The sequence below is a fragment of the Zhihengliuella sp. genome (assembly GCF_031178195.1).
In the GTDB taxonomy this organism is placed as follows: domain Bacteria; phylum Actinomycetota; class Actinomycetes; order Actinomycetales; family Micrococcaceae; genus Zhihengliuella.
This window is the reverse complement of sequence record NZ_JAPSJL010000002.1, coordinates 370,012-394,100: the sequence shown is the minus strand read 5'-3', so window position 1 is coordinate 394,100 and position 24,089 is coordinate 370,012. Positions and strand designations below refer to the sequence as shown.

The 24,089-nt window shown below is 70.9% G+C and carries 19 protein-coding genes; 2 read left to right on the top strand and 17 right to left on the bottom strand.

From position 1 onward, the window contains the following. The 4 genes from leuS to RIN46_RS04420 all read right to left on the bottom strand — a co-directional run bounded on the left by leuS (position 1) and on the right by RIN46_RS04420 (position 6,911). Entirely contained in the window at positions 1–2,493 is a 2,493-nt protein-coding gene (gene leuS / locus RIN46_RS04435; RefSeq protein WP_309079791.1) for a leucine--tRNA ligase, read from the bottom strand. A 246-nt stretch (positions 2,494–2,739) separates the two neighbouring features. After that, positions 2,740–4,254 carry a glycerol kinase GlpK gene (gene glpK, locus RIN46_RS04430; RefSeq protein ID WP_309079792.1) on the bottom strand — a complete coding sequence of 505 codons (1,515 nt, stop codon included), beginning with the start codon at positions 4,252–4,254 and terminating at the stop codon, positions 2,740–2,742. Between the two features lie 43 nt (positions 4,255–4,297). Then, entirely contained in the window at positions 4,298–5,029 is a 732-nt protein-coding gene (locus tag RIN46_RS04425; protein WP_309079793.1) for an MIP/aquaporin family protein, read from the bottom strand. A 190-nt stretch (positions 5,030–5,219) separates the two neighbouring features. Then, entirely contained in the window at positions 5,220–6,911 is a 1,692-nt protein-coding gene (locus RIN46_RS04420; RefSeq protein ID WP_309079794.1) for a glycerol-3-phosphate dehydrogenase/oxidase, read from the bottom strand. 187 nt (positions 6,912–7,098) lie between these two features. On the opposite strand from RIN46_RS04420, the gene RIN46_RS04415 reads away from it, so the two are divergent. Together RIN46_RS04415 and RIN46_RS04410 are read left to right on the top strand one after the other, a co-directional pair. After that, entirely contained in the window at positions 7,099–8,106 is a 1,008-nt protein-coding gene (locus RIN46_RS04415) for a sugar-binding transcriptional regulator (protein WP_309079795.1), read from the top strand. Beyond that, positions 8,103–9,050 carry an alpha/beta fold hydrolase gene (locus RIN46_RS04410; protein ID WP_309079796.1) on the top strand — a complete coding sequence of 316 codons (948 nt, stop codon included), beginning with the start codon at positions 8,103–8,105 and terminating at the stop codon, positions 9,048–9,050. Before RIN46_RS04415 ends, RIN46_RS04410 begins: the two co-directional genes overlap by 4 nt. A gap of 30 nt (positions 9,051–9,080) precedes the next feature. Here RIN46_RS04410 and RIN46_RS04405 read toward each other — a convergent pair whose 3' ends face one another. From RIN46_RS04405 to pyrR, 13 genes are all read right to left on the bottom strand, one after another. After that, positions 9,081–11,138: a primosomal protein PriA gene (locus RIN46_RS04405; protein ID WP_309079797.1), complete on the bottom strand. Its 2,058-nt coding sequence runs from the start codon at positions 11,136–11,138 to the stop codon at positions 9,081–9,083. 12 nt (positions 11,139–11,150) lie between these two features. Then, complete coding sequence (gene metK / locus RIN46_RS04400; RefSeq protein WP_309079798.1) at positions 11,151–12,353, bottom strand: methionine adenosyltransferase; 1,203 nt, start codon at positions 12,351–12,353, stop codon at positions 11,151–11,153. Positions 12,354–12,363: 10 nt separating this feature from the next. Further along, positions 12,364–13,653, bottom strand: a complete 1,290-nt coding sequence (coaBC, locus tag RIN46_RS04395) for a bifunctional phosphopantothenoylcysteine decarboxylase/phosphopantothenate--cysteine ligase CoaBC (RefSeq protein WP_309079799.1) — start codon at positions 13,651–13,653, stop codon at positions 12,364–12,366. A gap of 19 nt (positions 13,654–13,672) precedes the next feature. Then, the gene (rpoZ, locus tag RIN46_RS04390; RefSeq protein WP_309079800.1) at positions 13,673–13,936 is read right to left on the bottom strand and encodes a DNA-directed RNA polymerase subunit omega; all 264 of its coding nucleotides are present in this window, start codon (positions 13,934–13,936) and stop codon (positions 13,673–13,675) included. Between the two features lie 44 nt (positions 13,937–13,980). Further along, positions 13,981–14,559: a guanylate kinase gene (gmk, locus tag RIN46_RS04385; protein ID WP_309079801.1), complete on the bottom strand. Its 579-nt coding sequence runs from the start codon at positions 14,557–14,559 to the stop codon at positions 13,981–13,983. 32 nt (positions 14,560–14,591) lie between these two features. Next, positions 14,592–14,906 carry an integration host factor, actinobacterial type gene (gene mihF, locus RIN46_RS04380; protein WP_309079802.1) on the bottom strand — a complete coding sequence of 105 codons (315 nt, stop codon included), beginning with the start codon at positions 14,904–14,906 and terminating at the stop codon, positions 14,592–14,594. A 209-nt stretch (positions 14,907–15,115) separates the two neighbouring features. Then, positions 15,116–15,985, bottom strand: a complete 870-nt coding sequence (pyrF, locus tag RIN46_RS04375; RefSeq protein WP_309079803.1) for an orotidine-5'-phosphate decarboxylase — start codon at positions 15,983–15,985, stop codon at positions 15,116–15,118. Continuing rightward, positions 15,978–19,295: a carbamoyl-phosphate synthase large subunit gene (gene carB, locus RIN46_RS04370; protein ID WP_309079804.1), complete on the bottom strand. Its 3,318-nt coding sequence runs from the start codon at positions 19,293–19,295 to the stop codon at positions 15,978–15,980. Before carB ends, pyrF begins: the two co-directional genes overlap by 8 nt. Then, entirely contained in the window at positions 19,295–20,476 is a 1,182-nt protein-coding gene (carA, locus tag RIN46_RS04365; RefSeq protein WP_309079805.1) for a glutamine-hydrolyzing carbamoyl-phosphate synthase small subunit, read from the bottom strand. Before carA ends, carB begins: the two co-directional genes overlap by 1 nt. After that, positions 20,473–21,024 (bottom strand): hypothetical protein, encoded by a 552-nt coding sequence (locus RIN46_RS04360; RefSeq protein WP_309079806.1) that lies wholly within the window; start codon positions 21,022–21,024, stop codon positions 20,473–20,475. The genes carA and RIN46_RS04360 overlap by 4 nt, the downstream gene beginning before the upstream one ends. Continuing rightward, entirely contained in the window at positions 21,021–22,367 is a 1,347-nt protein-coding gene (locus RIN46_RS04355; RefSeq protein WP_309079807.1) for a dihydroorotase, read from the bottom strand. Before RIN46_RS04355 ends, RIN46_RS04360 begins: the two co-directional genes overlap by 4 nt. A 147-nt stretch (positions 22,368–22,514) precedes the next feature. Then, positions 22,515–23,477, bottom strand: coding sequence for an aspartate carbamoyltransferase catalytic subunit (locus tag RIN46_RS04350; protein ID WP_309079808.1), 963 nt, complete (start codon positions 23,475–23,477; stop codon positions 22,515–22,517). Continuing rightward, complete coding sequence (pyrR, locus tag RIN46_RS04345; protein WP_309079809.1) at positions 23,474–24,082, bottom strand: bifunctional pyr operon transcriptional regulator/uracil phosphoribosyltransferase PyrR; 609 nt, start codon at positions 24,080–24,082, stop codon at positions 23,474–23,476. Before pyrR ends, RIN46_RS04350 begins: the two co-directional genes overlap by 4 nt. Positions 24,083–24,089 lie beyond the last annotated feature (7 nt).

The window sequence follows — 24,089 nt, the reverse complement described above, 5'->3', positions numbered from 1 at the left end:
TCAGGCGGTGACGATGTTGACCAGTTTGGGCGCCCGGACGATCACCTTCCGGGGCTCCTGACCGTCGAGGATCCGCTGGACGGCCGAGGACGCGAGGGCGGCCGCGCGTAGCTCGTCCTCGGAGATGTCGGGGGCGACCTCGAGACGATCGCGCACCTTGCCCTTGATCTGCACGACGGCGATGACGGTGTCCTCGACGAGCAGGTCCGGGTCGACAGCGGGCCAGCCCGCGTTGGCCACGGACGGCTCGTGGCCGAGGCGGGCCCACATGTCCTCCGCGGTGTAGGGCGCGAAGAGGCTGAGGATGACGGCCGCGGCCTCGACGGCCTCGCGCACGGCCGGGTCCGCCCCGCCCGCACCGGTGTCGATGGTCTTGCGGGTCGCGTTGACCAGTTCCATGAGCTTGGCGACGACGACGTTGAACTTGCCCGCGTCCAGCAGCTCGGCGGACTCTGCGACGGTCCGGTGCGTGACAGAACGCAGGCCCGGGTCCCCCGCCGCGGGGTCGGCGCCCGGCTCGCTCGAGACGTCGCCGGCCAGGCGCCACGCGCGGGCCAGGAACTTCGCGGAGCCGGACGGGGAGACGTCAGCCCAGTCGACGTCGTCCTCGGGCGGGGAGGCGAAGATCATCGTCAGGCGGACGGCATCGACGCCGAACAGGTCCAGCTGCTCGCCGAGGTCCACGCCGTTGCCGAGTGACTTGCTCATCGCCTTGCCGCCATTGAGCACCTGCCCCTGATTGAGCAGGGCCGCGAACGGCTCGGAGACCTCGAGCAGACCCAGGTCGTGGATGACCTTGGTGAAGAACCGGGCGTAGAGCAGGTGCAGGATGGCGTGCTCCACCCCGCCGACGTACTGGCCGACGGGCATCCACTGCCGGGCGGCCTCGGGGTCGAACGGCCCCTCCGTGTAGTCCGGGGACAGGTAGCGCAGGAAGTACCAGGACGAGTCGACGAACGTGTCCATCGTGTCGGTGTCGCGCTGAGCGGGTCCGCCGCACGCCGGGCAGTCGGTGTTGACCCAGTCGGTCGCAGCGGCGAGCGGGCTCGTTCCCTGCGGCGCGAGGTCCTCGCCCTTCAGGTCGTCCGGGAGACGGACGGGCAGCTGGTCGTCGGGAACGGGGACCTCGCCGCAGTCCGGGCAGTGGACGATCGGGATGGGCGTGCCCCAGAAGCGCTGCCGCGAGAGCAACCAGTCGCGCAGACGGAAGTTCACGGTCCGCTCCCCCGTGCCGGCGGCCTCGAGGATCTCGACGGCGCGGGCGATCGCCTCGGCCTTGGCCAGGCCGTCCAGCTCGCCGGAGTTGACCAGGGTGCCCTCTCCGGCCGTTGCGACGCCCGTCTCCGCCGGGTCCTCCTCGCCGGTGTCGACGACGACGCGCACGGGTAGGTCGAAGGTCTGGGCGAAATCGAGGTCGCGCTGGTCATGGGCGGGCACGGCCATGATGGCGCCGGTCCCGTAGTCGGCCAGCACGTAGTCGGCCGCCCACACGGGCAGCTTCTCGCCGGAGAGCGGGTTGATCGCATAGCGTCCGGTGAAGACGCCGGTCTTCTCGCGCTCGGTGGACTGACGCTCGATCTCGCTGAGGGCCTTGATCCGCTCCTGGTAGGCGGCGAGCTCGGCGCGCCGGTCGGCGGTCACCAGCTCGTCGGCGAGCTCGGCGTCCGCGGCGACCACGAAGAACGTGGCCCCGTAGAGGGTGTCCGGGCGCGTGGTGAAGACGGTGACCTTCTGCTCCGGTCGCTCGCCGGCGGCCTCGATGGCGAAGTCGACGTGCGCGCCCTCGGAGCGGCCGATCCAGTTCTTCTGCATCAGCAGGACGCGCTCCGGCCAGTGCCCCTTGAGCTGGTCCATGTCCTCGAGCAGCCGGTCTGCGTAATCCGTGATCCGGAAGTACCACTGGTTGAGGGACTTCTTGGTCACGGGTGTTCCGCACCGCTCGCAGGCACCGTCGACGACCTGCTCGTTGGCCAGGACGGTCTGGTCCTTGGGGCACCAGTTCACCGGGTGGTTCTTGCGGTAGGCCAGCCCCTTCTCGTAGAAGCGGGCGAAGAGCCACTGGGTCCAGCGGTAGTACTCGGGGTCGGAGGTGTGCAGACGGCGGGACCAGTCCGCGCTGATGCCGTAGCGCTTGAACGACGCCGCCTGGGTGTCGATATTCGTGTAGGTCCACTCCGCCGGGTGCGCGTTGCGCTTGATCGCGGCGTTCTCCGCGGGGAGACCGAAGGAGTCCCAACCGATCGGGTGCAGGACGTTGTAACCGCACTGGCGCCAGTAGCGCGCCACGACGTCGCCCATGGCGAAGGCCTCGGCGTGGCCCATGTGCAGGTCGCCCGAGGGGTACGGGAACATGTCCAGCACGTAGCGCCGCTCGCGGGCGTCGTCCTCCGCAGCCGTGAAGACGCCCGTCTGCTCCCACACCGGCCCCCACTTCGCTTCGATGTCCTTGAAGCTGTACGTGGCCTCTGGGGTTTCGCTGTGCTGCGTGCTCACGGGTCGATTCGCCTTCGCTGGTTGAACGGGTGCGGGAGATTTCCTCCCAGACAAACAAAAACCCCTTGTAGACAAGGGGTCGCCGCACGATGGCCCCGGATGGCGGGGCTCCGCGCGGCTACGTTAGCTGGAGGGACAGATCCATGCGGTCAGTTTAGCGCACCGGCGACGGGACGACGGCGGTGCGCGCCGCCGTCGTCCCCTCGCCTCCGTCGCTCTTCCGTGCCGGGACCGCGGGGCCGGACGTCAGCCGGACACGTCCTCGTCGACCCAGTCGAGGGTGCGCTGGACGGCCTTGCGCCAGAGGCGCATCTGACGCTCGCGCTCAGCCTCCTCCATCGCCGGCGCCCAGCGCTGGTCCTCGGACCAGTTGGCCGTGAGCTCGCCGAGATCGTTCCAGAACCCGGTGGCCAGGCCAGCGGCGTAGGCCGCGCCGAGGGCCGTGGTCTCGATGATGCGGGGCCGGACCACCGGCACCCCGAGGATGTCCGCCTGGAACTGCATCAGCGCGTCGTTGGCGACCATGCCGCCGTCGACGCGGAGCTCGCTGAGCGGCACCCCGGCGTCGGAGTTGACCGCGTCGAGCACCTCGCGGGTCTGGAACGCCGTGGCTTCCAGTGCTGCCCGGGCCAGGTGGTTCCGGTTGGCGAAGCGGGTCAGGCCGACGATCGCCCCGCGGGCCTCGGGTCGCCAGTGCGGGGCGAAGAGCCCCGAGAAGGCGGGCACGATGTAGACCCCGCCGTTGTCCTCGACGCTGCTGGCCAGCTGCTCGATCTCGGGGGCCGTGGCGATGATGCCCAGTTGGTCGCGGAACCACTGCACCAGGGAGCCGGCGACGGCGATCGAGCCCTCGAGCGCGTAGACCGTCCGCTCGTCACCGAGTTTGTACGCGACCGTGGTCAGGAGCCCGCTCTGCGACCGGACGATCTCCTCGCCGGTGTTGAAGATGAGGAAGCAACCAGTGCCGTACGTGTTCTTCGCGTCGCCCTGCCCGAAGGCGGCCTGGCCGAAGGTGGCCGCCTGCTGGTCGCCGAGGATGCCGGCGACCGGCACCTCGCGGAGCAGCTGCGATCCGGCGACGGTGCCGTAGACCTCGGAGGAGGACTTGATCTCCGGCAGCATCGACGCCGGGACGCCGAAGTCGTCGAGGATCTCCTGGTTCCAGGTCAGCGTCTCCAGGTCCATGAACAGGGTGCGCGAGGCGTTCGTGACGTCGGTGGCGTGGACGCCCCCGTTGGTCCCGCCCGTGAGGTTCCAGAGGACCCACGAGTCCGTGGTGCCGAAGAGCAGGTCGCCGGCCTCGGCCCGCTCCCGGGCGCCGTCGACGTTGTCCAGGATCCACTTGACCTTGGTCCCGGCGAAGTAGGTCGCCAGCGGGAGGCCGACGCGGTCCTTGTATCGGTCCGTGCCGCCGTCGGCGGCCAGCTCGTCGACGATCCGCTGCGTCCGCGTGTCCTGCCAGACGATGGCGTTGTAGACCGGCTCGCCGGTGTTCCTGTCCCAGACGACGGCGGTCTCCCGCTGGTTGGTGATGCCGACGGAGTCGATGTCGTGCCGGGTCAGGTTGGCGCGGGAGAGCGCCTGACCGACGACCTCGCGCACGTTGGTCCAGATCTCGGCGGGGTCGTGCTCGACCCAGCCGGCGCGCGGCATGATCTGCTCGTGCTCCTTCTGCCCGACCGAGACGATGTCGCCCGAGTGGTCGAAGACGATGGCGCGGCTGCTGGTGGTGCCCTGGTCGATCGCGATGATGTAGCTCATGGGGTCTCCTTTGACTGGTGAGTGTAGGCGGGTGGGCTGGGGTTTAGAAGGCCGCGCCGGCGACGAGGCCGCCGAGGGCGCCGCCGATCAGCGGGCCGACGATCGGGACCCAGGAGTAGCCCCAGTCGCTGCTGCCCTTGCCCTTGATGGGGAGCAGGGCGTGCGCGATGCGGGGGCCGAGGTCGCGGGCGGGGTTGATGGCGTACCCGGTCGGGCCGCCGAGGGAGGCGCCGATCGCGAGGACCAGGAGGCCGGCCGCCAGCGGGCCCAGGGAGTGCGGGGTGTCGCCGAAGCGGGCGATGACGAAGACGAGGAAGAAGGTGCCGACGACCTCCGTGAGCACATTCCATGGCTTGTTGCGGATCTCCGGGCCGGTCGAGAAGACGGCGAGCTTGACCGCGGCGTCGTTCCCGTCGGCATCGAAGTGGTTGCGGTAGGTCAGCCAGGTGATCACGGCTCCCAGGAACGCACCGAGCATCTGGGCCGCGAAGTAGAGGAGCGTGCTCGCCAGCGTGATGGCGACGCCCGGCGCGTACTCGGTGACGTCCGGGTTCGCGAGGAGCCCGACCGTCACGGCGGGATTGAGATGACCCCCTGACTGGGCCGCCACGAAGACGCCCGAGAAGACGCCGAGGCCCCAGCCGAAGTTGATGAGCAGCCAGCCGCCGTTGAAGCCCTTGGTGCGGGCCAGGACGACGTTGGCGACGACGCCGCCGCCGAACGCCAGCAGGGTCATGGTGCCGAGCATCTCGGCGAGGAACACTTCCAGGGTCATGGTTGACTCCGTTGTCAGTCGTGGATTGCGGGTGGTGGGTGGTGCGGTCCGAGGTGCAGTGGTGGAGGCCTCGGGCGCGGAAGGACACGCCCATCGAGGCAGGACTGTGGGTCGGCCCGGGCACCCCGGACGGTGAAGGCCCGGGGTGCCCGGCCGTGGCGATCAGGCCGTGGAGACCAGGCCGTGGAGATCAGGCCAGCGCGACCTGGTGCAGGCGCTCGAGCACGGACGTGCTGTCGGCGAGCTCCGCGTCGCGGCGCGCTGCGTCCCAGCCGAGCCGGTCGGCCAGTTCGTCGGCCAGGTGCTCGAGCAGCTCATGGGTCACCAGCCCGCGGAAGGCCAGCGAGGTCCGGCGGACGAGGACGTCGACGAGGCGGAAGACCTGCTCGTTCGCGACGAGGTACTCGAGCTCGCCCGTGGACAGCTCGTTCGGGTTGCCGAGCCCGCGCAGGGGCGCGTCGTCCGGGCCGAGGTACGGCAGGACCTCGTCGGCCCGGGTGCCGTAGCGCTCGAGGAACAGGTCGAGTCGCTCCGCACTGGCGAAGTCGGTGCGGGCCGAGACCCAGGCGCGGCGTCCGGCGTCGGTGGTCGGGTAGTTCCGGCCGCCTCCGATCGCCAGGCCGCGGGTCGGCACGGAGCGCTGGAGCCCGAGCTCGCCGAGGACCTCGTCGGTCAGGTGCTCGGCGACGGCCCGGAAGGTCGTCCACTTGCCGCCGACCAGCGAGAGGACGGTGTTCCCGCCCTGGCGCCGCTCGATGCGGTAGTCGCGGGAGACGAATCCCGGGGCGGTCTCGTCGTGCCGCGGGAGGGGGCGCACGCCGGAGAACCGGTACACGATCTGCTCCCGTTCCACGGTGAGGCCCGGGAAGACGTGGCCGATGAGCTCGAAGAAGTAGTCGACCTCGGCCTCGGTGCAGACGGGGTCCTCGCTCATGTCGGCGTCGATGTCGGTGGTCCCGACGAGGACCCGGTCGCCCAACGGGTAGATCAGCACGATCCGTCCGTCGGTGTGCTCGAAGAAGATCTCGCGACCCGCGCACGCGGCGTGCAGCTCCGGGTGGTCCAGCACGATGTGGGACCCCTTGGTCCCGCCCATGTACTGGGTGCCGGTCCCGAGGTCGGAGTTCGTCAGATCGGTCCACGCACCCGTCGCGTTCACGACGACGTCGGCGGCGAACTCGAACGACTCGCCGGTGAGCTCGTCGCGGAGGGTGACTCGTTCGCCGTCGTGCCCGACGAGGGCGAGGTGATTGGCGGCCCGGGCCCTCGGGTTGGCGGCGAGGCCGTCGCGCAGGACGTCGAGCGTGAGGCGCTCGGGATTGTGCACCGAGGCGTCGAAGTAGGTCGCCGTGTACTTCACGTCCGGGCGCAGCGCCGGGAGCTGCTCGAGGCTGGCGCGGCGGCCGTGGAAGGTGTGCCACGGCGTGCGGCGACGGAGGCCGGCGAACGCGTCGTACATCGTCAGGCCGAGCTTGATCAGGACGGCGCCGCGCTCGGTCGGCGTGCCGGAGCGGTGGGTCAGGAAGCGCATCGGCGCCGACAGGATGCCGGAGAACGTGGAGAAGATCGGGATGGTCGTGCGCAGCGGTTTGACGTGGTGCGGTGCGACGGCCAGCAATCCGTTGCGTTCCTGGACCGACTCGTGGACGAGCCGGAACTCACCGTTCTCCAGATAGCGGATGCCGCCGTGGATCATGTGGCTGGAGGCGCCAGAGGCTCCCTGGCAGTAGTCTCCGCGCTCGACGAGCGTCACATCGACGCCCTGCAGCGCGAGGTCGCGGAAGGTGGCGACTCCGTTGATGCCGCCCCCGACGATGAGGACTCGCGCCCGCGGGCGGTCTCGGAGCTGACGAACGATCTGGCGGGTCTGGTCGGTGTGCACGATGCGGTGGACTCCTTGGTCGGGAACTCGCGGCCCCGTCCGGGGGGCGCGGCTTCAGTCTTTGAACTCCCTGCACAGCCGGTCAAACGAACTGCACGAATGTGCAAAAATGGTGCCCTGGGACACGATCCGACGGCGGGAGGTGAGCTGGTCCGTGAGAAAACGTGAGGCCGATCACCGAGGGGGCATGCCCCAACGTCGGGACGCGCAGGCCCTGCGGGCAGCGCAGCTGTACTACGTCCAGCACCTCACCATGGACTCGATCGCCCGAGACCTGGGCACATCCCGTTCCACCGTCTCGCGGCTGCTCGCCTACGCCCGCGACTCGGGCATGGTCACGATCTCGATCACCGACCATCAGCTGCAGGGTCCGGAGACGGCCGCGGCGATCGCGCGGCTCTTCGATGTCCGCGCCCACGTGGTCCCGACCGACGGCGGGCTGGGCGAATCGCAGGTCCTGGACCGCGTGGCCCTCCATGCAGCGGGCCTGGTGGGCCAGCTGGTCGACTCGGAGATGACCGTCGGCGTCGCCTGGGGCTCCACCGTGACGGCCCTGAGCAGGCACCTCAAGCGCAAGCCCACGCACGACACGGTGATCGTCCAGCTGAATGGCTCGGGCAACCCGCAGTCCTCCGGCATCGGCTACGCCTCCGACATCCTGCACCGGTTCGAGACGGCCTTCACGGCCCGGGTGGAGCAGTTCCCCGTTCCCACGTTCTTCGACCACCCGGAGACCCGCGAGCTGATGTGGCAGGAGCGCTCGGTCCGCCGCGTCCTGGACCTGCACGCGCACATGGGGCTGGCCGTGTTCGGACTCGGGACCATCGGGGCCGAGGTGCCCAGCCACGTGTATCGAGGCGGTTACCTCTCCCCCGCCGACGTGCGCGAGCTCCGCAGGCAGGGAGTGGTCGGCGACATCGCCACGGTGTTCTACCGGTCCGACGGCGGCACGGCCGAGATCGACCTCAACCGCCGGTCCACGGGCCCGGCGCTGGAGCAGCTGCGCCAGGTCCCGCGCCGTGTCTGCGCCGTGGCCGGGAAGTCCAAGGTCCCCGCCCTCGCCGCGGCCCTGACCGCCGGATACATCACCGACCTCGTGGTCGACGAGGGCGCGGCCAGGCGATTGATCCAGTTCCACGAGCGGAAGCAGGCACGCCGGTCGCCCAGCCGGGAGGGCGGTAGGTTGGAGGCATGAGCCCCCGCCGCGCCCTGGTCAGCACCCACGAGCTGCATGGCGCCACCGTGCGGTGCTGGACCTATCCCGGCAGCGCCGACGCCGTTGCGGCCGGCCGCGCCCGTCGTCTCCCGCCCCCCGAGGCGGTCGTCGCGGTCCATGGTTTCCGCGGCGACCACCATGGTCTCGCGCGCCTGATCGAGGCGCTGCCCGAAACGACCTTCGTCGTCCCGGATCTGCCCGGCTTCGGCTCCTCGACGGAGATCCCCGAGGACTCTCCGCACCGGCACGACATCGACGGCTATGCGGCCGTGCTGTCCGCGCTGGTGGAGGACCTCGCCATTGGTGACCACGCCGTCCTGTTGGGTCACTCGTTCGGTTCGATCGTGGCTGCCGCCCACGCCGCGGCCTCGCCGCACCGGTGGTCGGGGCTCATCCTGATCAACCCGATCAGCGAGCCGGCCCTGGAGGGTTCGGAGGCGGTCCTGTCCCGTCTGGCGCACCTCTTCTACCGCTGCGGCGAGGCGCTGCCAGCGCCGATCGGCGAACGGCTGCTGCGCTGGCGGCTGGTCACCGATGTGATGAGTCTGGCCATGACCAAGTCACGGGACCGCGCGACGCGGGACTACGTCCGGGAGCAGCACCGCCGCTACTTCGGCGGGTTCACGAGCCGGCGCGCGCTCCTCGAGGCGTTCGGCGCCTCGATCTCCTGCACCGTGCGCGACTATGCCGCCTCGATTCCACTGCCGACGCTGCTCGTGGCCGGGGCGCTGGACGAACTCGGCAGCCCGGCGTCGCAGCGGGCGCTGGCCGACCTGTTCCCTGACGCGCGTCTGCGCATGATCGACGGGGTCGGGCATCTGATCCACTACGAAGCCGCCCCTGCGGCGGCTTCCCTGGTGCGCGGATTCCTCGCCGGCGCGCCGCACCGGGCGTCGTCGCGGCAGAGGCGATGGCGCCCGTGACGCCGCAGCAACGAGGACGGGTCGGTCCGCTCAGAGCTGCGTGTCCCCGTCGACCCGGACGTTGACCACGGGCTCCCGGTTGGCCGAGGAGACGGCCTTGAGGTGCCGCAGTTGCCCGGTCACCGACGGGCCGTCGGCGTGTCGGAAGAAGAGGAGCCAGCGATGCCTGACGGCGTCGTCGTCCTCGACGATCACGGGTCCGACCCGGCGCACGGACTCCGGCAGCTCCAGGCGGGAGACGAACCGCTCGACGGCGGCCGACGGACCGGTGACGGCGGCGCTGCGCACAGCCGGCGGCAGGCCGAGCTCGCGCCGCAGCAGCAGTTCCCGCTCGGCATAGCCCGGCGCGTCCCCGCGCACCAGCGCGCGGACCGGATCGGAGTCCGCCGCGGTCACCACCGCGACTCCCCCGTCGGTGCTGGACCGGCCGAGGTAGGCGGCGGCCATCCAGCGGTGGAGGACCTCCTCCGCGGTGCGCAGCGAGTCCCGTGCCAGCATGCGGTCCCCGTCGAGCAGGAGCACAGCGGCGTAGCCGCCGTCGGCGACCGGCTCGGCCCCGGGCGTCGCGACCACCAGTGTTCCGGCGCCCGCCACGCTGTCCCGCGGGTTCGCGCCCGTGACGGAGACGACCCGCGCGCGCGGGAACGCCCGCCCGAGCTCCTCAGCGGTGCGGTCGGCCCCGACACTGGCCGCACGGAGCCGCTGGAACCCGCAGGCGAGGCAGGCCCACCCGTGGGCGACGACGCCGCACCAGCGGCACTGCGGCGTCCCGCCTTGCTCGGAGAGCGCCAGCGGGCCGTTGCACTCGAGGCAGCGCGCCGCCTCGCGGCACCGCTCGCAGCGCAGCGCCGGGATGAATCCGGTGCGGGCGACCTGGACCAGCACGGGACCGCGCTCCAGTCCGTCATGGGCCGCCTGCCAGGCGGCGCGGGGCAGCCGGGCCGCGTGCAGGACCGGGTCGCGCTCCGCCTGGTAGGAATCGGAGGTCGCGAGCACGCGCGGAGCGGTGCGGCGCAGCTCGCTCCTCGGCAGGGTCAGCTCGGTGGCCCAGCCGGTGAGCACGAGCCGCTGCGCCTCGGGCGTGCGCGATGTGCCGACGATCAGGAGGGCCGCGTCCTGCAGCCCGCTCCGCAGGAGGAGCACTTCGCGGGCATGCTGGTAGGGCGCGCGCGGCTCCGCGTGCGACGGGTCGTGGTCCTCCCAGATGACGAGCAGCCCCGGGTCCTGCACCGGGGCGAAGGCCGCGGACCGTGTGCCGACGGCGATGCGGACGCGCCCCCGGCTCAGCGCCAGAAACTGGCGGTACCGTTCGGAGGCGCCGTCGTCCGCCGCCAGCCGGGCGAACGTCTCCGCGCCGAGGTGCTCGTCGAAGTGCCGGCAGAGCCGTTCGACGTCGCGCTGGTCGGGCACCACGACGATGGCGCCGCGGCCGGCAGCCGTGGCCGCCTCCACCGCTTCCGTCACCGCCACGAACCCGCTGCGCCACCCGTGGGTCGCAGCGATGGTCGCGACGGCGCGGACCGTCTCGCCGCGCGCGACTGCACCCAGGAAGTCTGCTCCGCCGTCGTAGCGGGACAGCACGCCGCCCCGCCCCGGCGCGGGGGCGGTCGGCGACGAGTCGGACGGACCCGTCCCGCCGGCACCCGCAGCGGGGACCGGCTGCTGCTCCTCCTTCTCCACGCGCGCCGCGCGGGGCGGGACGGCGGCCCGGACGACGTCGGGCACGACTCCGGCGTAGCGCTCGGCGACCGCCCGGCAGAGGTCGAGGACCTCGGGGATCAGCACCGGCTCGGCGGAGACTACCCGGTGCAGCGGCTGGAGTTTCACGCCGGGCTGGGCCGTATCGGTGCGCTCGACGATGAAACCGCCGAGCTCCTGACCGCCGAACCGGGCCCGGACGCGCGCGCCGGGGACGGCGGCGGCGGCCAGGTCGGCCGGCACGAGGTAGTCGTACAGCTGGTCGAGGTGCGGTACGGGGGTCTCCAGCAGGACGCGGGCGATCGGGTGATCCGCGGCTGCCTTCGGCCCCCCGGGGGCGGGACCGCTGACATCGAAGCCCCTCAGGAGGGACGGCTGGGAGGCGTCCACTCTCGGTACCGCCTAGGCGCCGAAGTAGGCCCGGAGCTCGTCGACCCGGTTGGTCTCCTCCCAGGGGAAACCGGCCCCGGTGCGGCCGAAGTGTCCGTGGGCGGCGGTCGCCTGGTAGATGGGACGGAGCAGGTCGAGCTCCTGGATGATGCCGAGCGGGCGCAGGTCGAAGATCTCCTGGATCGCCTGCGGCAGCCGGGCCGGGTCGACCGTCTCCGTGCCGAATGTCTCGACATAGAGTCCGACGGGACGGGCCTGGCCGATCGCGTAGGCGACCTGGACCTCGGCGCGGCGGGCCAGCCCCGCGGCCACGATGTTCTTAGCGACCCAGCGCATGGCGTAGGCGGCGGAGCGGTCCACCTTCGAGGGGTCCTTGCCGGAGAACGCGCCGCCACCATGACGGGCGAAGCCGCCGTAGGTGTCGACGATGATCTTGCGGCCCGTCAGACCGGCGTCGCCGACGGGGCCCCCGACGATGAACGGCCCCGCCGGGTTGAGGATGACCTTGGTCCGGCTCGTGTCGAGCCCGCTGGCCCCGAGCACCGGTGCGACGACGTCGTCCTGCAGGATCTCCCGCACGTCCTCGAGCGCGAGCTCCCGGGCGTGCTGGGCGGAAACGACGACGGTGTCGACGGCGACGGGCCGGTCGCCGTCGTACCCGATGGTGACCTGCGTCTTGCCGTCGGGGCGCAGCAGCGGCTGGGCGCCGGTCTTGCGCACCTCCGTCAGCCGCTCGGAGAGCCGGTGGGCCAGGAAGATGGGGGTGGGCATGAGCGCGTCGGTCTCATCGCTGGCGTATCCGAACATGAAGCCCTGATCGCCGGCGCCCTGCGCGTCGCGCGGATCCTCGAGCCGGCCCTCGCGGGCCTCGAGGGACTTGTTGACGCCGTCGGAGATCTCCGGCGACTGCTGGCCGATGGAGATCGACACGCCGCACCGCGCACCGTCGAACCCGTTCGCGGACGAGTCGTACCCGATGCCCAGGATGGTGCTGCGCACGAGGCGGGGAATCTCGACGTATCCCTCCGTGGTGACCTCGCCGGCCACGTGGACGAGTCCGGTCGTCGTCATCGTCTCGACGGCGACGCGGGCGTTCGGGTCCTGTTCGAGCATGGCGTCGAGGATCGCATCGCTGATCTGATCGCAGATCTTGTCCGGATGCCCCTCGGTCACGGACTCGGAACTAAAAAGGCGGAGGGCTTTGGCTTCAGTCACCTGCACAACATTACCGGTTGCCCACCCTGACGATGGCGTCGACTACGGCCCGGGCGACGTCGTCCTTGGTTCCAGCGACGCGCACCGGATCGGAGTCGTCCCGGAACAGGATGGTCGCGTCGTTGGTGTCCTGTCCGAAGGTGCGATCGACGCCGACCTCGTTGACGACGAGGAGGTCGCAGCCCTTCCGCTGGAGCTTCCGGCGCCCGTAGTCGAGCACGCTGGATGCACCGTCGCCGGTCTCCGCGGCGAATCCGGCGATGATCGACGGCAGGTCCGCCCCGGCCCGACCGCCTGCTGCGCGGGCCTCGACGAGATCGGCCAGGATGTCGGGGTTGCGCACGAGCCGGATCGTCGGGGCGCCGCCGTCGTCGTCCTTCTTGATCTTGGCCTCGGTGTAGTCCGCCGGGCGGAAGTCCGCGACGGCCGCCGCCATGACGAGGACATCGGCTCCGCGGGCCGCCTCGGAGACGGCGTGCTGGAGCTCCAGGGCACTGCCGGCCCTGGTCAGCTCGACGCCCTCCGGCGCCGGTTCGTCCATGTGCGCCGCGACGAAACGGACGGCGGCACCTGCAGCGAGGGCCACGCGGGCCACGGCGATGCCCTGCTTCCCCGAGGATCGGTTGCCGAGGAAGCGGACCGGGTCGAGCGGTTCGCGGGTGCCGCCCGCGGTGACGACGACGGTTCGGCCGGCCAGGGGGCCAGAGGCGCCGGGCGTGTCCTGGGCGGGCGATACTCCAGCGGCTGGAGCGCCACTGGCCCCCGGGGCGGCGAGTAACCGCAGGGCCGCGGCGTAGATCGCCTCCGGGTCGGGGAGGCGGCCGGGACCCGTGTCCCGGCCGGTGAGCCGTCCGACGGCGGGGTCGAGCACGTGGACTCCCCGGCTACGCAGCGTCTCGACGTTGGTCCGAGTCGCCGGATGCTCCCACATCTCCGTGTGCATGGCAGGGGCCATGAGCACGGGGGCGCGCGTGGCCAGGAGCGTGTTGGTCAACAGGTCCGCGGCCATGCCCGCAGCCGCCTTCGCCAGGAGATCGGCGGTCGCCGGGGCGATGATCACCGCGTCGGCCTGCTGGCCGAGCCGGACGTGGTTGACGGCGTCGACGGCCTCGAAGACCGTGTCGGTGACTGGGTTGCCGCTCAAGGCCTCCCAGGTGGGCTTCCCGACGAATTCGAGGGCTGCGGCCGTCGGGACGACGTCGACGTGGAAGCCGTGCTCCTTAAACAGCCGCAGCAGCGAAGCGGCCTTGTAGGCGGCGATGCCGCCGCCTACACCGAGGACGATTCGCTGCTGCGTCATGGGGTGGACCCGTCGCCGGTCAGGCGGCGGACTCGTCCAGTGGCTTGACCTGGAGGACACCGGAGTTGATCTCGCGCAGGGCGATGGAGAGCGGCTTCTCGTTGAGCTTGGTGTCGACGAGCGGGCCGACGTATTCGAACAGGCCTTCGTGAAGCTGGGCGTAGTAGGCGTTGATCTGACGTGCCCGCTTGGCAGCGTTGATGACCAGCGCGTACTTGGAGTCGGTGGTCTTCAGCAGGTCGTCGATCGGCGGGTTGATAACACCCTCAAGGTTCGTGGACACGAAGCCTCCAGATTTCTGTAGAAAGTCGTTTCGGTTGGAGTCGGCTAGACGTCGCGCGGGGCCAGCCCCATCTGGGAGACCAGCTCGTCGGCGGCGCGCTTGACGTCGTCGTTCACGATCGTGACGTCGAACTCCGGCTCGGCGGCAAGTTCCAGTTTAGCGGTTTCGAGGCGACGCTGCTGCTCCTCGGCCGATTCGGTGCCGCGGCCCACCAGACGGCGCACCAGCTCCTCCCAGGACGGAGGGGCCAGGAACACGAACCTGGCGTCCGGGAGGGTCTTCTTCACCTGGCGGGCACCCTGCAAGTCGATCTCCAGCAGCACGTGCCGCCCTCCGGCAGCGGCCTGGAGGACCTTGTCCCGGATGGTGCCGTAGCAGTTCTTGCCGTGGACGACGGCCCATTCGAGCATCTGATCGGCCTGGACCAGCCGGTCGAACTCCTCGCGGGAGATGAAGTAGTAGTGGACGCCGTCCTGCTCGCCCGGGCGCGGGGGGCGGGTCGTCGCGGAGACGGAGAGCCAGACCTCGGGGTAGTTCTCACGGATGTAGGTGGAGACGGTGCCCTTTCCGACAGCGGTCGGTCCGGCGAGAACGGTGATCTGCGGGTGCTGCGGCGCGGTCATGGTGCCTTTCGTCTGGGCCCGCTTCGCCGGGCCTACTGGGAGAAGTGTTCGATCAGCGCCGCTTGTTGCTTGCGTCCGAGCCCACGGACCCTGCGGTTGGGCGAAATACCCAGCTTCTCCATCAGGGCTGTGGCCCTGACTTCGCCGATGCCGGGCACGGCCTCGAGGAGGTCGGCGACGCGTAGCCGGCCGACGGCCTCGTCGGTGGCGCCAAGCTCCAGAATCTCGCCGATGTCCATGACCCCCTGCCGGAAGGCCTCCTTGACCTCGGCCCTGCGGCTCCGGGAACGCAGTGCCTTGGCACGCGCGTTTGCACGATCTTCATCGGACAGCGATTTCAGAACCATGACACTGTACCCCTTTGGCCGGCTCGACGGTTCCCGGAGGCGGCCCCCAGACGAGCCATCCCGAAACCTTCGGTGTGGCTCCGAACCTAGCGAACAGTCGGCTAAGAAGCAACGGTGTTTGAGTGAACGTGGAGGATCCGGCCCGCGGCGGCCGGGCCGGATCCTCCCCTGTCAGCGCCGCGTGGAACGGCGGAGCGGCGCGACGCGGCTCAGGCCAGGGCGTCGCGGGTCCGTTCGGCCGCGGCCCGCAGCGCGGACCCGTCGGGCCCGGCCGCGAGCAACCCTCGGCTGCTGGTGGCCAGGACCTGCGGCCAGGCGGTGTCGAAGAGCACACGCAGGTCCTCGGCCGTCGCCCCCTGGGCACCGAACCCCGGCGCCAGGATCGGGGCCGCCGTGGTGCCGAGGTCGATGCCCAGGCGTTCCAGCGCCTCCCCCACGGTCGCGCCGATGACGAGTCCGGTGTGCCCGAGTCCTGGGACTGCATCCGTCCGTTGGGCTGCGGCGACATTCTCCGCCCGGACGGCGTCGACGATGCCCCGGGCGACCGAGCGGTCTCCCCCGACGTGCTGGACCGACGCGCCCTCCGGATTGGAGGTCAGTCCGAGCACGAAGACACCTCGGCCGGTGGCCTCCGCGAGGTCGAGGGCCGGGCGGAGGGACTCGAACCCGAGGTACGGGCTCAGCGTGACGGAGTCCGCAGCGAGTGGCGACCCGTCGCGGAGCCATGCCTCCGCATAGGCGGCCATCGTCGACCCGATGTCGCCCCGCTTGGCGTCGGCGATGGTGAGGACCCCGGCCCCGCGGGCCGAGGCGAGCAGCTCCTCGAGCACGGCGATCCCGGCCGATCCGTACCGCTCGAACAGGGCGACCTGGGGCTTGATCGCCGCGACGACCGGGGCGAACGCCTCGAGTGCGGCCAGCGAGAAGGAGCGGAGGCCGTCGACATCGTCGCCGAGTCCCCACGCCGCGAGCAACCCGGGGTGGGGGTCGATGCCGGCGCAGAGCTGTCCTCGCTCCGCCATCGCCGCAGCGAGGCGTGCGCCGAACGGCTCCGGGCGGGCGGGCGCCAGGCTAGACACCGGCGACGACCTCCGCCTGATCCGCGATGCCCTCGGCGATCACGGCCGCGTGCTCCTGGAGGCTCGTCACGTCCCAGGCGAACTCGCGGATCGCGGCGATCGCCTGGATCGCCGCGCCGAGCTCGGCGACGGTGGTGATTACGGGGACGCCCACGCTCGTGGCCGCCGCGCGGATCTCATACCCGTCCCCGCGGGCATCGCCGCCGGACGGCGTGTTCAGGATGAGGTCGATCTTCCCGTCGGTGACGAGGTCCACGATGCTCTCCTGGCCCTCGGCGGCCTCGTCGCTGACCTTCCGGACCACGGTCGCGCCGATGCCGTTGCGACGGAGCACGTCCGCGGTGCCGCCGGTGGACACGATCTCGAAGCCGAGGTCGGCCAGGTGCTTGACCGGGATGACGATGGAGCGCTTGTCGCGGTTGGCGACCGAGACGAAGACCCGGCCCGAGGTCGGCAGGGGGTTGTTCGCCCCGGCCTGCGACTTCGCGAAGGCGGTGTCGAAGTACTTGTCGATGCCCATGACCTCGCCGGTCGAGCGCATCTCCGGGCCGAGCAGCGAGTCGACGACGCGCCCCTCCGGGGTCCGGAAGCGGGCGAACGGGAGGACCGCCTCCTTGACCGAGACGGGTGCGCTCAGGGGCAGCGTGGAGCCGTCGCCGGCGGCATTGAGCAGCCCCTGGGCGCGCAGCGCCGCGATGGTGGCGCCCGTGCCGATGAGGGCGGCGGCCTTGGCCAGCTGGACGCCGGTGGCCTTCGAGGTGAACGGCACCGTCCGGCTCGCGCGCGGGTTGGCCTCGATGACGTACAGCACGTCGGAGGCGAGCGCGAACTGGATGTTGATCAGGCCGCGGACGCCCACGCCGGCGGCGATGTGGCGGGTGGCCTCGCGGACGCGGTCGATGACGTCCGAGCCCAGCGTGATGGGCGGCAGGACGCATGCGGAGTCGCCGGAGTGGATGCCGGCTTCCTCGATGTGCTCCATGATCCCGCCCATGTAGAGGTCGGTCCCGTCGAAGAGCGCGTCCACGTCGATCTCGATCGCGTCCTCGAGGAAGCGGTCCACGAGGACCGGGTGGTCCTCGGTGATCTCCGTGGCGTTCTCGATGTAGCGGGCCAGATTGGGCTCGTCGTAGACGATCTCCATGCCGCGGCCGCCGAGCACGTAGGAGGGCCGCACGAGGACCGGGTAGCCGATCTCGTCGGCGATGCGCTTGGCGTCCTCGAAGGAGACGGCGGTCCCGTTCTTCGGGGCGATCAGGCCGGCCGCGTCGAGCACCCGCTGGAAGGCGCCACGGTGCTCGGCGAGGTCGATCGCCTCGGGGCTGGTGCCGAGGATCGGCACGCCCGCGCGCTTGAGGTCGGCCGCCAGCTTCAGCGGGGTCTGGCCGCCGAGCTGGACGAAGACGCCGTGCACGCCGCCGGTGGCCTGCTCCGCGTGAATGACTTCGAGGACGTCCTCGAGGGTCAGCGGCTCGAAGTACAAGCGCGTGGAGACGTCGTAGTCCGTGGAGACCGTCTCCGGGTTGCAGTTGACCATCACGGTCTCGTAGCCGGCCTCGCGCAGCGCCATCGTCGCGTGGACGCACGAGTAGTCGAACTCGATGCCCTGACCGATGCGGTTCGGGCCCGAGCCGAGAATGATGATGCTGGGCTTCTCGTGCCGGCCGACCTCGTTCTCCTCGTCGTAGGAGGAGTAGTGGTACGGCGTGAAGGCCTCGAACTCGGCCGCGCAGGTGTCGACGGTCTTGTAGACCGGGCGGATGCCGAGGGCATGGCGGACGCCACGGACCACGGCTTCGTCCAGGTTCCGCAGCGAGCCGATCTGCGCGTCGGAGAACCCGTGGTGCTTGGCATTGCGCAGCACATCCTCGGTCAGCGACTCGGCGTCGCGGATCTCGGCGGCGATCTCGTTGATCAGGGCCAACTGGTCCAGGTACCACGGGTCGATCTTGGTAGCCTCGAAGACCCGCTCGATCGACGCACCGCCGAGCAGGGCCCGCTGGACGTTGGAGAGGCGCTCCGTGCTGCCCTTCTCCGACGCGTCCAGGAGCCGCTGGACCTCGTCCGCGTCCGGCGCGTCGAACGTCAGCTCGGCGCCCTTCTGCTCGAGCGAGCGCAACGCCTTCTGCAGGGCCTCGGTGAAGTTGCGGCCGATCGCCATGGCCTCGCCCACCGACTTCATCGTGGTGGTCAGGGTCTTGTCCGCGGCCGGGAACTTCTCGAACGCGAAGCGCGGGACCTTCACGACGACGTAGTCGAGCGTCGGCTCGAAGCTCGCCGGCGTCTTCTTCGTGATGTCGTTCGGGATCTCGTCGAGCGTGTAGCCGAGCGAGAGCTTCGTGGCGATCTTGGCGATCGCGAAGCCGGTGGCCTTGGACGCCAGGGCGGACGAGCGTGAGACGCGCGGGTTCATCTCGATGACGACCACGCGGCCGGTGTCCGGCTCGATCGCGAACTGGATGTTGCAGCCGCCGGTGTCGACACCGACCTCGCGAATGACGTTGATCGCGATGTCGCGCAGCCGCTGGTACTCGCGGTCGGTCAGCGTCATCGCCGGGGCGACGGTGATGGAGTCACCCGTGTGCACGCCCACCGGGTCGAAGTTCTCGATGGAGCAGACGACGACGACGTTGTCGTTCTTGTCGCGCATCATCTCCAACTCGTACTCCTTCCAGCCGAGGATGGACTCCTCGAGGAGCACCTCGGTGGTCGGAGAGTACTGCAGACCCGCACCGGCGATTCGGCGGAGGTCCTCCGCGTTGTAGGCCATGCCGGAGCCGAGCCCGCCCATCGTGAAGGACGGGCGGACCACCATCGGGTATCCGAGGTAGTCGACGGCGGCGAACGCCTCGTCGAGACTGTGCACGATGACGGACCGCGCGGACTCCGCACCGGAGCGTTCGACGACGCCCTTGAACTTCTCGCGGTCCTCGCCCAGCTCGATCGCGGCGATGTTCGCACCGATCAGCTCGACGTCGTACTTCTCCAGGACCCCGTTCTTGTCCAGGGCGATCGCCGTGTTCAGCGCCGTCTGGCCGCCGAGCGTGGGCAGGACGGCGTCGGGGCGCTCCTTGGCGATGATCTTCTCGACCACCTCAGGGGTGATCGGCTCGACGTAGGTCGCGTCGGCGAACTCGGGGTCGGTCATGATCGTGGCCGGGTTCGAGTTGACGAGGATGACCCGCAGGCCCTCCTCCTTCAGGACTCGCAGGGCCTGCGTTCCCGAGTAGTCGAATTCAGCGGCCTGGCCGATGACGATCGGGCCGGAGCCGATGACGAGGACGGACTTGAGATCTTCGCGCTTCGGCATTAGTTGACTTCCTTGGTCTGGGTCTCGGCGTGGGCGGCCATCACATCGATGAAGCGGTCGAACAGGTAGGCGGAGTCGTGCGGTCCGGCCGCCGCCTCGGGGTGGTACTGGACCGAGAAGGCGGGGCGGTCCAGGCAGCGCAGGCCCTCGACGACGTCGTCGTTCAGGGAGACGTGGCTGACCTCGACGCGGCCGAAGCGCTCCTCGGGGGCCGTGACGACGCCATCGGTGGGCGCGTCGACGGCGAAGCCGTGGTTCTGGCTGGTGATCTCCACCCGGCCGGTGGTCTTGTCCATGACCGGCTGATTGATGCCGCGGTGCCCGAAGCGCAGCTTGTAGGTGCCGAAACCGAGGGCGCGGCCGAGGATCTGATTGCCGAAGCAGATGCCGAAGAACGGCGTGCCGGAGTCGAGGACCCGCCGCAGGAGCTCCACCTGGACGTCGGCCGTGGCGGGGTCGCCGGGACCGTTGGACATGAACACGCCGTCCGGCTGGACGGCCATGATCTCCTCGTAGGTCGAGGCTGCGGGCAGAACGTGCACACGCACGCCGCGCTCGGCGAAGCGGAACGGCGTCATCCCCTTGATGCCCAGGTCGATGGCGGCGAGCGTGAAACGGGGTTCACCGGTCCAGCCACAGTCGGCCGGCTCGACGACGTACGCCTCGTCGACGCTGACCTCCTCGGCCAGGCGGGCACCCTTCATGGAGGGCTGGTCCTGCACCTCGGCGACCAGGTCGGCCTCCGGGCGGCGAGCGGCGTCACCGGCGAAGATGCCGCCCTTGAGCGAGCCGACGCTGCGCAGGTGCCGGGTCAAGGCGCGCGTGTCGATGCCCTGGATGCCGACGATGCCCTGCTCGGCAAGCTCCTGGTCGAGCGGCTTCTCGCTGCGCCAGTTGGACGGGCGGCGGGCGGCGTCGCGGAGGATGTAGCCGGCGACCCAGATGCGACGGGACTCGGCGTCCTCGCGGTTCATGCCGGTGTTGCCGATGTGCGGGGCGGTCTGGACGACCAGCTGGCGGGCGTAGGACGGATCCGTGATGGTCTCCTGGTAGCCCGTCATGCCGGTCGCGAACACCGTCTCGCCGAGCGTGGTGCCGACGGCGCCGTACGAGCGGCCGCGGAAGATGCGGCCGTCTTCGAGCACCAGCAGCGCGGGCTCGGAGGTCTTCTGTGCAGTCACTTGGTGTCCTTCTGTTCAGGCTGTTCTGCGTCAGGTGTGGTCGTGGGCCCGCCGGCAGCGGGCGCGGTGAGTTCTTCGAGGGCGGAGAGGACGGCGGCGACCGCCTCCGGTCGTCGGGCGCGGAACCCGGTGTCCACCGGGCGTCCGCCGAGGCGCCATTCGAGCACGATCAGTCCGTCGCGCTCGACGAACTTCCCGGCCATTCCGGACTCGCGGCGCACGCCGATCGCGTCCCGTGCCGGGACGAAGACGTCCCGGGCGCCGGAGCGGGCGTAGAGGACACCCTCGGGATGGACGGTGAGCGTGGCGTTGGCCTTGTAGCCGAGCGTGTGCACGGCGATGCGGTCCAGCCAGTCCCCCGCCGTCGTCGTGCTGACATACTGCCCATCGGCGGAGGCCAGCGGCTCGCCGAGGCCTCGCGGGGCCGGCCGTGGCTCCGCGACGTCGGACTGGCGCTTGAGGCGCCCCCGCCAGCCGCGCACGATCAGCAGAACGAGCACTGCGGCGACGCCGAGGGTCGCTGCGAGTGCGAGGCCGTAGTCGCTCACGCCTGCTCCCCGAGGGCACGCGGGGTGTTCAGCTCGGCGTCGAGCACCGTGGGGGTGCCGCGGTAGAACGTCGCCTCGACGCGGCCGGGGAGCTCCATGCCGGCGAACGGTGAGTTCCGCCCCATCGTAGCCATCGTGCCGGGGTCGACCGTCCAGCGGTGCGCCGGGTCGACGAGGACGACGTTGGCCGGCTCGCCGACGGCCAGCGGGCGGCCCTGGTCGGCGAGTCGGCCGATGGCCGCCGGGATCGTCGACGTGACGCGGGCGAAGTCCGCCCAGGTCATCATGCCCGTCTCGATCATCGTGTGCTGGACCACCGAGAGGGCCGTCTCCAGGCCGGTCATGCCCATGGCGGCCTGGGCCCACTCGCACTCCTTGGCCTCGTCCGGGTGCGGTGCGTGGTCGGTGCCGACGATGTCGATCGTTCCGTCGGCGAGGGCCTCGCGGAGCGCCAGGACGTCGGCCTCCCGGCGCAGCGGCGGGTTGACCTTGTACACGGGATCGTAGGTGCGGACCTGCTCCTCGGTGAGGAGCAGGTGGTGCGGCGTGACCTCGGCGGTGACGGCGATGCCGCGCGCCTTGGCCCAGCGGATGATGTCGACGCTTCCGGCGGTGGAGACATGGCAGACGTGCAGACGTGATCCGACGTGCTCGGCCAGCAGCACGTCGCGGGCGATGATCGACTCCTCGGCGACCGCCGGCCAGCCGGGCAGGCCGAGCACGGCGGAGACCTCGCCCTCGTTCATCTGCGCCCCCTCGGTCAGGCGGGGCTCCTGCGCGTGCTGGGCGATGACGCCGTCGAACGCCTTGACGTACTCGAGGGCCCGGCGCATCAGGACGGGGTCGGAGACACAGATGCCGTCGTCGGAGAAGACGCGGACACCGGCGCGGGACTCGGCCATCGCCCCGAGTTCGGAGAGCCGCTCCCCCGCGAGGCCGACGGTGACCGCGCCGACCGGGCGGACGTCGACCCAGCCGCTGCGGCGGCCCAGGCTCCAGACCTGCTCGACGACCCCCGCGGTGTCGGCGACCGGGTTCGAGTTGGCCATGGCGTGCACGGCGGTGAACCCGCCGCGGGCGGCGGCCCGGGTGCCGGTCTCGACGGTCTCGGCGTCCTCGCGGCCCGGCTCGCGCAGGTGGGTGTGGAGGTCCACCATGCCGGGGAGGGCGATCAGACCGGCCGCGTCGATCTCGCGGGCGCCGGCGGCGCGGGGGTGGGCGGCCGCGTCGGGGCCGACTGCGGCGATCTCGCCGTCGGCGAGGAGGAAGTCCTCGGGGTCGCCCCCGAGCAGGGAGGCCCCGCGGATCAGGAAGGCCTCGGGGTGGTTTTCGGTGCTGGTCATGGTGACTCCCAAGTCTAGTTCTCGCACGCGTCGCGCCGGTCGCTGTTACGGCGCGCGGGGCGCGGGCGAGGTGCGGGTCGGGCACGCCGTCGGCGGCCCGGATTCAGTTCGTCTCTGCCGGTTCAGGCGCTGGCCCGGCCGGTCGGGTCAGTTGTCGCCGGAGAGCAGGAGGTAGAGCACGGCCATGCGCACGGAGACGCCGTTGGCGACCTGCTCGAGGACCAGGGCACGCTTCGAGTCGGCGGCCCCCGAGGAGATCTCGAATCCGCGGTTCATCGGCCCGGGGTGCAGGATCGCCGTGTGCTCGAAGCCGTGCTCGTCGAGGGCGGCGAGGCGGACGTCGTCGAAGCCCCAGCGCCGGGAGTACTCGGCGACGCTCGGGAAGAAGGCGGCGTTCATCCGTTCGGCCTGGACACGGAGCATCATGACGGCGTCGGGGCCGGTGCTGAGTGTCTCGTCGAGGTCGAAGCTGATGGCGCACGGCCAGGCGTCGGCCCCGACGGGCAGCAGCGTCGGCGGGGCGACGAGGGTCACCTCGGCGCCGAGGGTGCGCAGCAGCCAGAGGTTGGAGCGCGCGACCCTGGAGTGCAGGACGTCGCCGACGATCACGACGCGCATGCCGTCCAGGTCGGCGCCGGTGGACTCGATCCCGCGGACTCGGGACCAGTGCCGGCGCAGCGTGAACGCGTCGAGCAGGGCCTGGGTGGGGTGCTCGTGGGTGCCGTCGCCGGCGTTGACGACGGCGGCGTTGATCCAATCGGTGGCGGCCAGTCGCGCCGGGGCGCCGGAGGCCCAGTGGCGGAGCACGACAGCGTCCGCGCCGATGGCCTCGAGGGTCTGGGCGGTGTCCTTGAGCGACTCACCCTTGGAGACGGAGGAGCCCTTGGCCGCGAAGTTGATCACGTCGGCGCTGAGCCGCTTGGCGGCGGCCTCGAAGGAGATCCGGGTCCGGGTGGAGTCCTCGTAGAAGAGGTTGACCACGGTCCGGCCGCGCAGGGCGGGGAGCTTCTTGATCTCGCGTGTGCCGACGGCCGCCATCTGCTCCGCGGTGTCGAGGATGCGCACGGCGTCCTCACGGCTCAGGTCGTGGGTGGAGAGCAGGTGCTTCATGCGGCCCCCTCGATGACGACCTCGTTGACCCGCTCGCCGTCGACGGCGTCGGTCTCCTGGAGGTGGACCCGGACCTTCTCGCTGGTGGCGGTGGGGAGGTTCTTGCCGACGTGGTCGGCGCGGATCGGGAGCTCGCGGTGTCCCCGGTCCACGAGGACGGCCAGTCGCACGATGCGGGGACGCCCCAGGTCGGCGAGCGCGTCGAGGGCCGCGCGGATGGTGCGCCCGGAGTAGAGGACGTCGTCGACGAGGACGACCACCTTGCCGTCGATGCTGGCCCCGGGGATGCGGGTCGGCGAGGGGGTGCGGGAGGTGCCGTGGCGCAGGTCGTCCCGGTACATGGTGACGTCGAGCTGGCCGACGAGGGCGTCGGCGTCGAGCTGCGGGTCGGTCGCGGCGATGCGCTGGGCGATGCGACGCGCCAGCGGGTAGCCGCGGGTGGGGATGCCGAGCAGGATGAGATCCTGGGTTCCCTTGTTGGCCTCGATGATCTCGTAGGCGATGCGCGTGAGGACGCGCTCGATGTCGCTGCCGGTCAGGACCGTGCGCGACGTCGTGGACACACTGGTGCCGCTGGGCTTCTCGTTGGAGTCCGCAGAGCTCATGGTGCCG

Coding starts and splice junctions, on each gene's coding strand:
- RIN46_RS04425 (WP_309079793.1), bottom strand. CDS start 5,029: ATGACCCTGGAAGTGTTCCTCGCCGAGATGCTCGGCACCATGACCCTG.
- carB (WP_309079804.1), bottom strand. CDS start 19,295: ATGCCGAAGCGCGAAGATCTCAAGTCCGTCCTCGTCATCGGCTCCGGC.
- RIN46_RS04415 (WP_309079795.1), top strand. CDS start 7,099: ATGCCCCAACGTCGGGACGCGCAGGCCCTGCGGGCAGCGCAGCTGTAC.
- RIN46_RS04355 (WP_309079807.1), bottom strand. CDS start 22,367: ATGACCAGCACCGAAAACCACCCCGAGGCCTTCCTGATCCGCGGGGCC.
- coaBC (WP_309079799.1), bottom strand. CDS start 13,653: ATGACGCAGCAGCGAATCGTCCTCGGTGTAGGCGGCGGCATCGCCGCC.
- RIN46_RS04410 (WP_309079796.1), top strand. CDS start 8,103: ATGAGCCCCCGCCGCGCCCTGGTCAGCACCCACGAGCTGCATGGCGCC.
- mihF (WP_309079802.1), bottom strand. CDS start 14,906: ATGGTTCTGAAATCGCTGTCCGATGAAGATCGTGCAAACGCGCGTGCC.
- pyrR (WP_309079809.1), bottom strand. CDS start 24,082: ATGAGCTCTGCGGACTCCAACGAGAAGCCCAGCGGCACCAGTGTGTCC.
- glpK (WP_309079792.1), bottom strand. CDS start 4,254: ATGAGCTACATCATCGCGATCGACCAGGGCACCACCAGCAGCCGCGCC.
- RIN46_RS04350 (WP_309079808.1), bottom strand. CDS start 23,477: ATGAAGCACCTGCTCTCCACCCACGACCTGAGCCGTGAGGACGCCGTG.
- gmk (WP_309079801.1), bottom strand. CDS start 14,559: ATGACCGCGCCGCAGCACCCGCAGATCACCGTTCTCGCCGGACCGACC.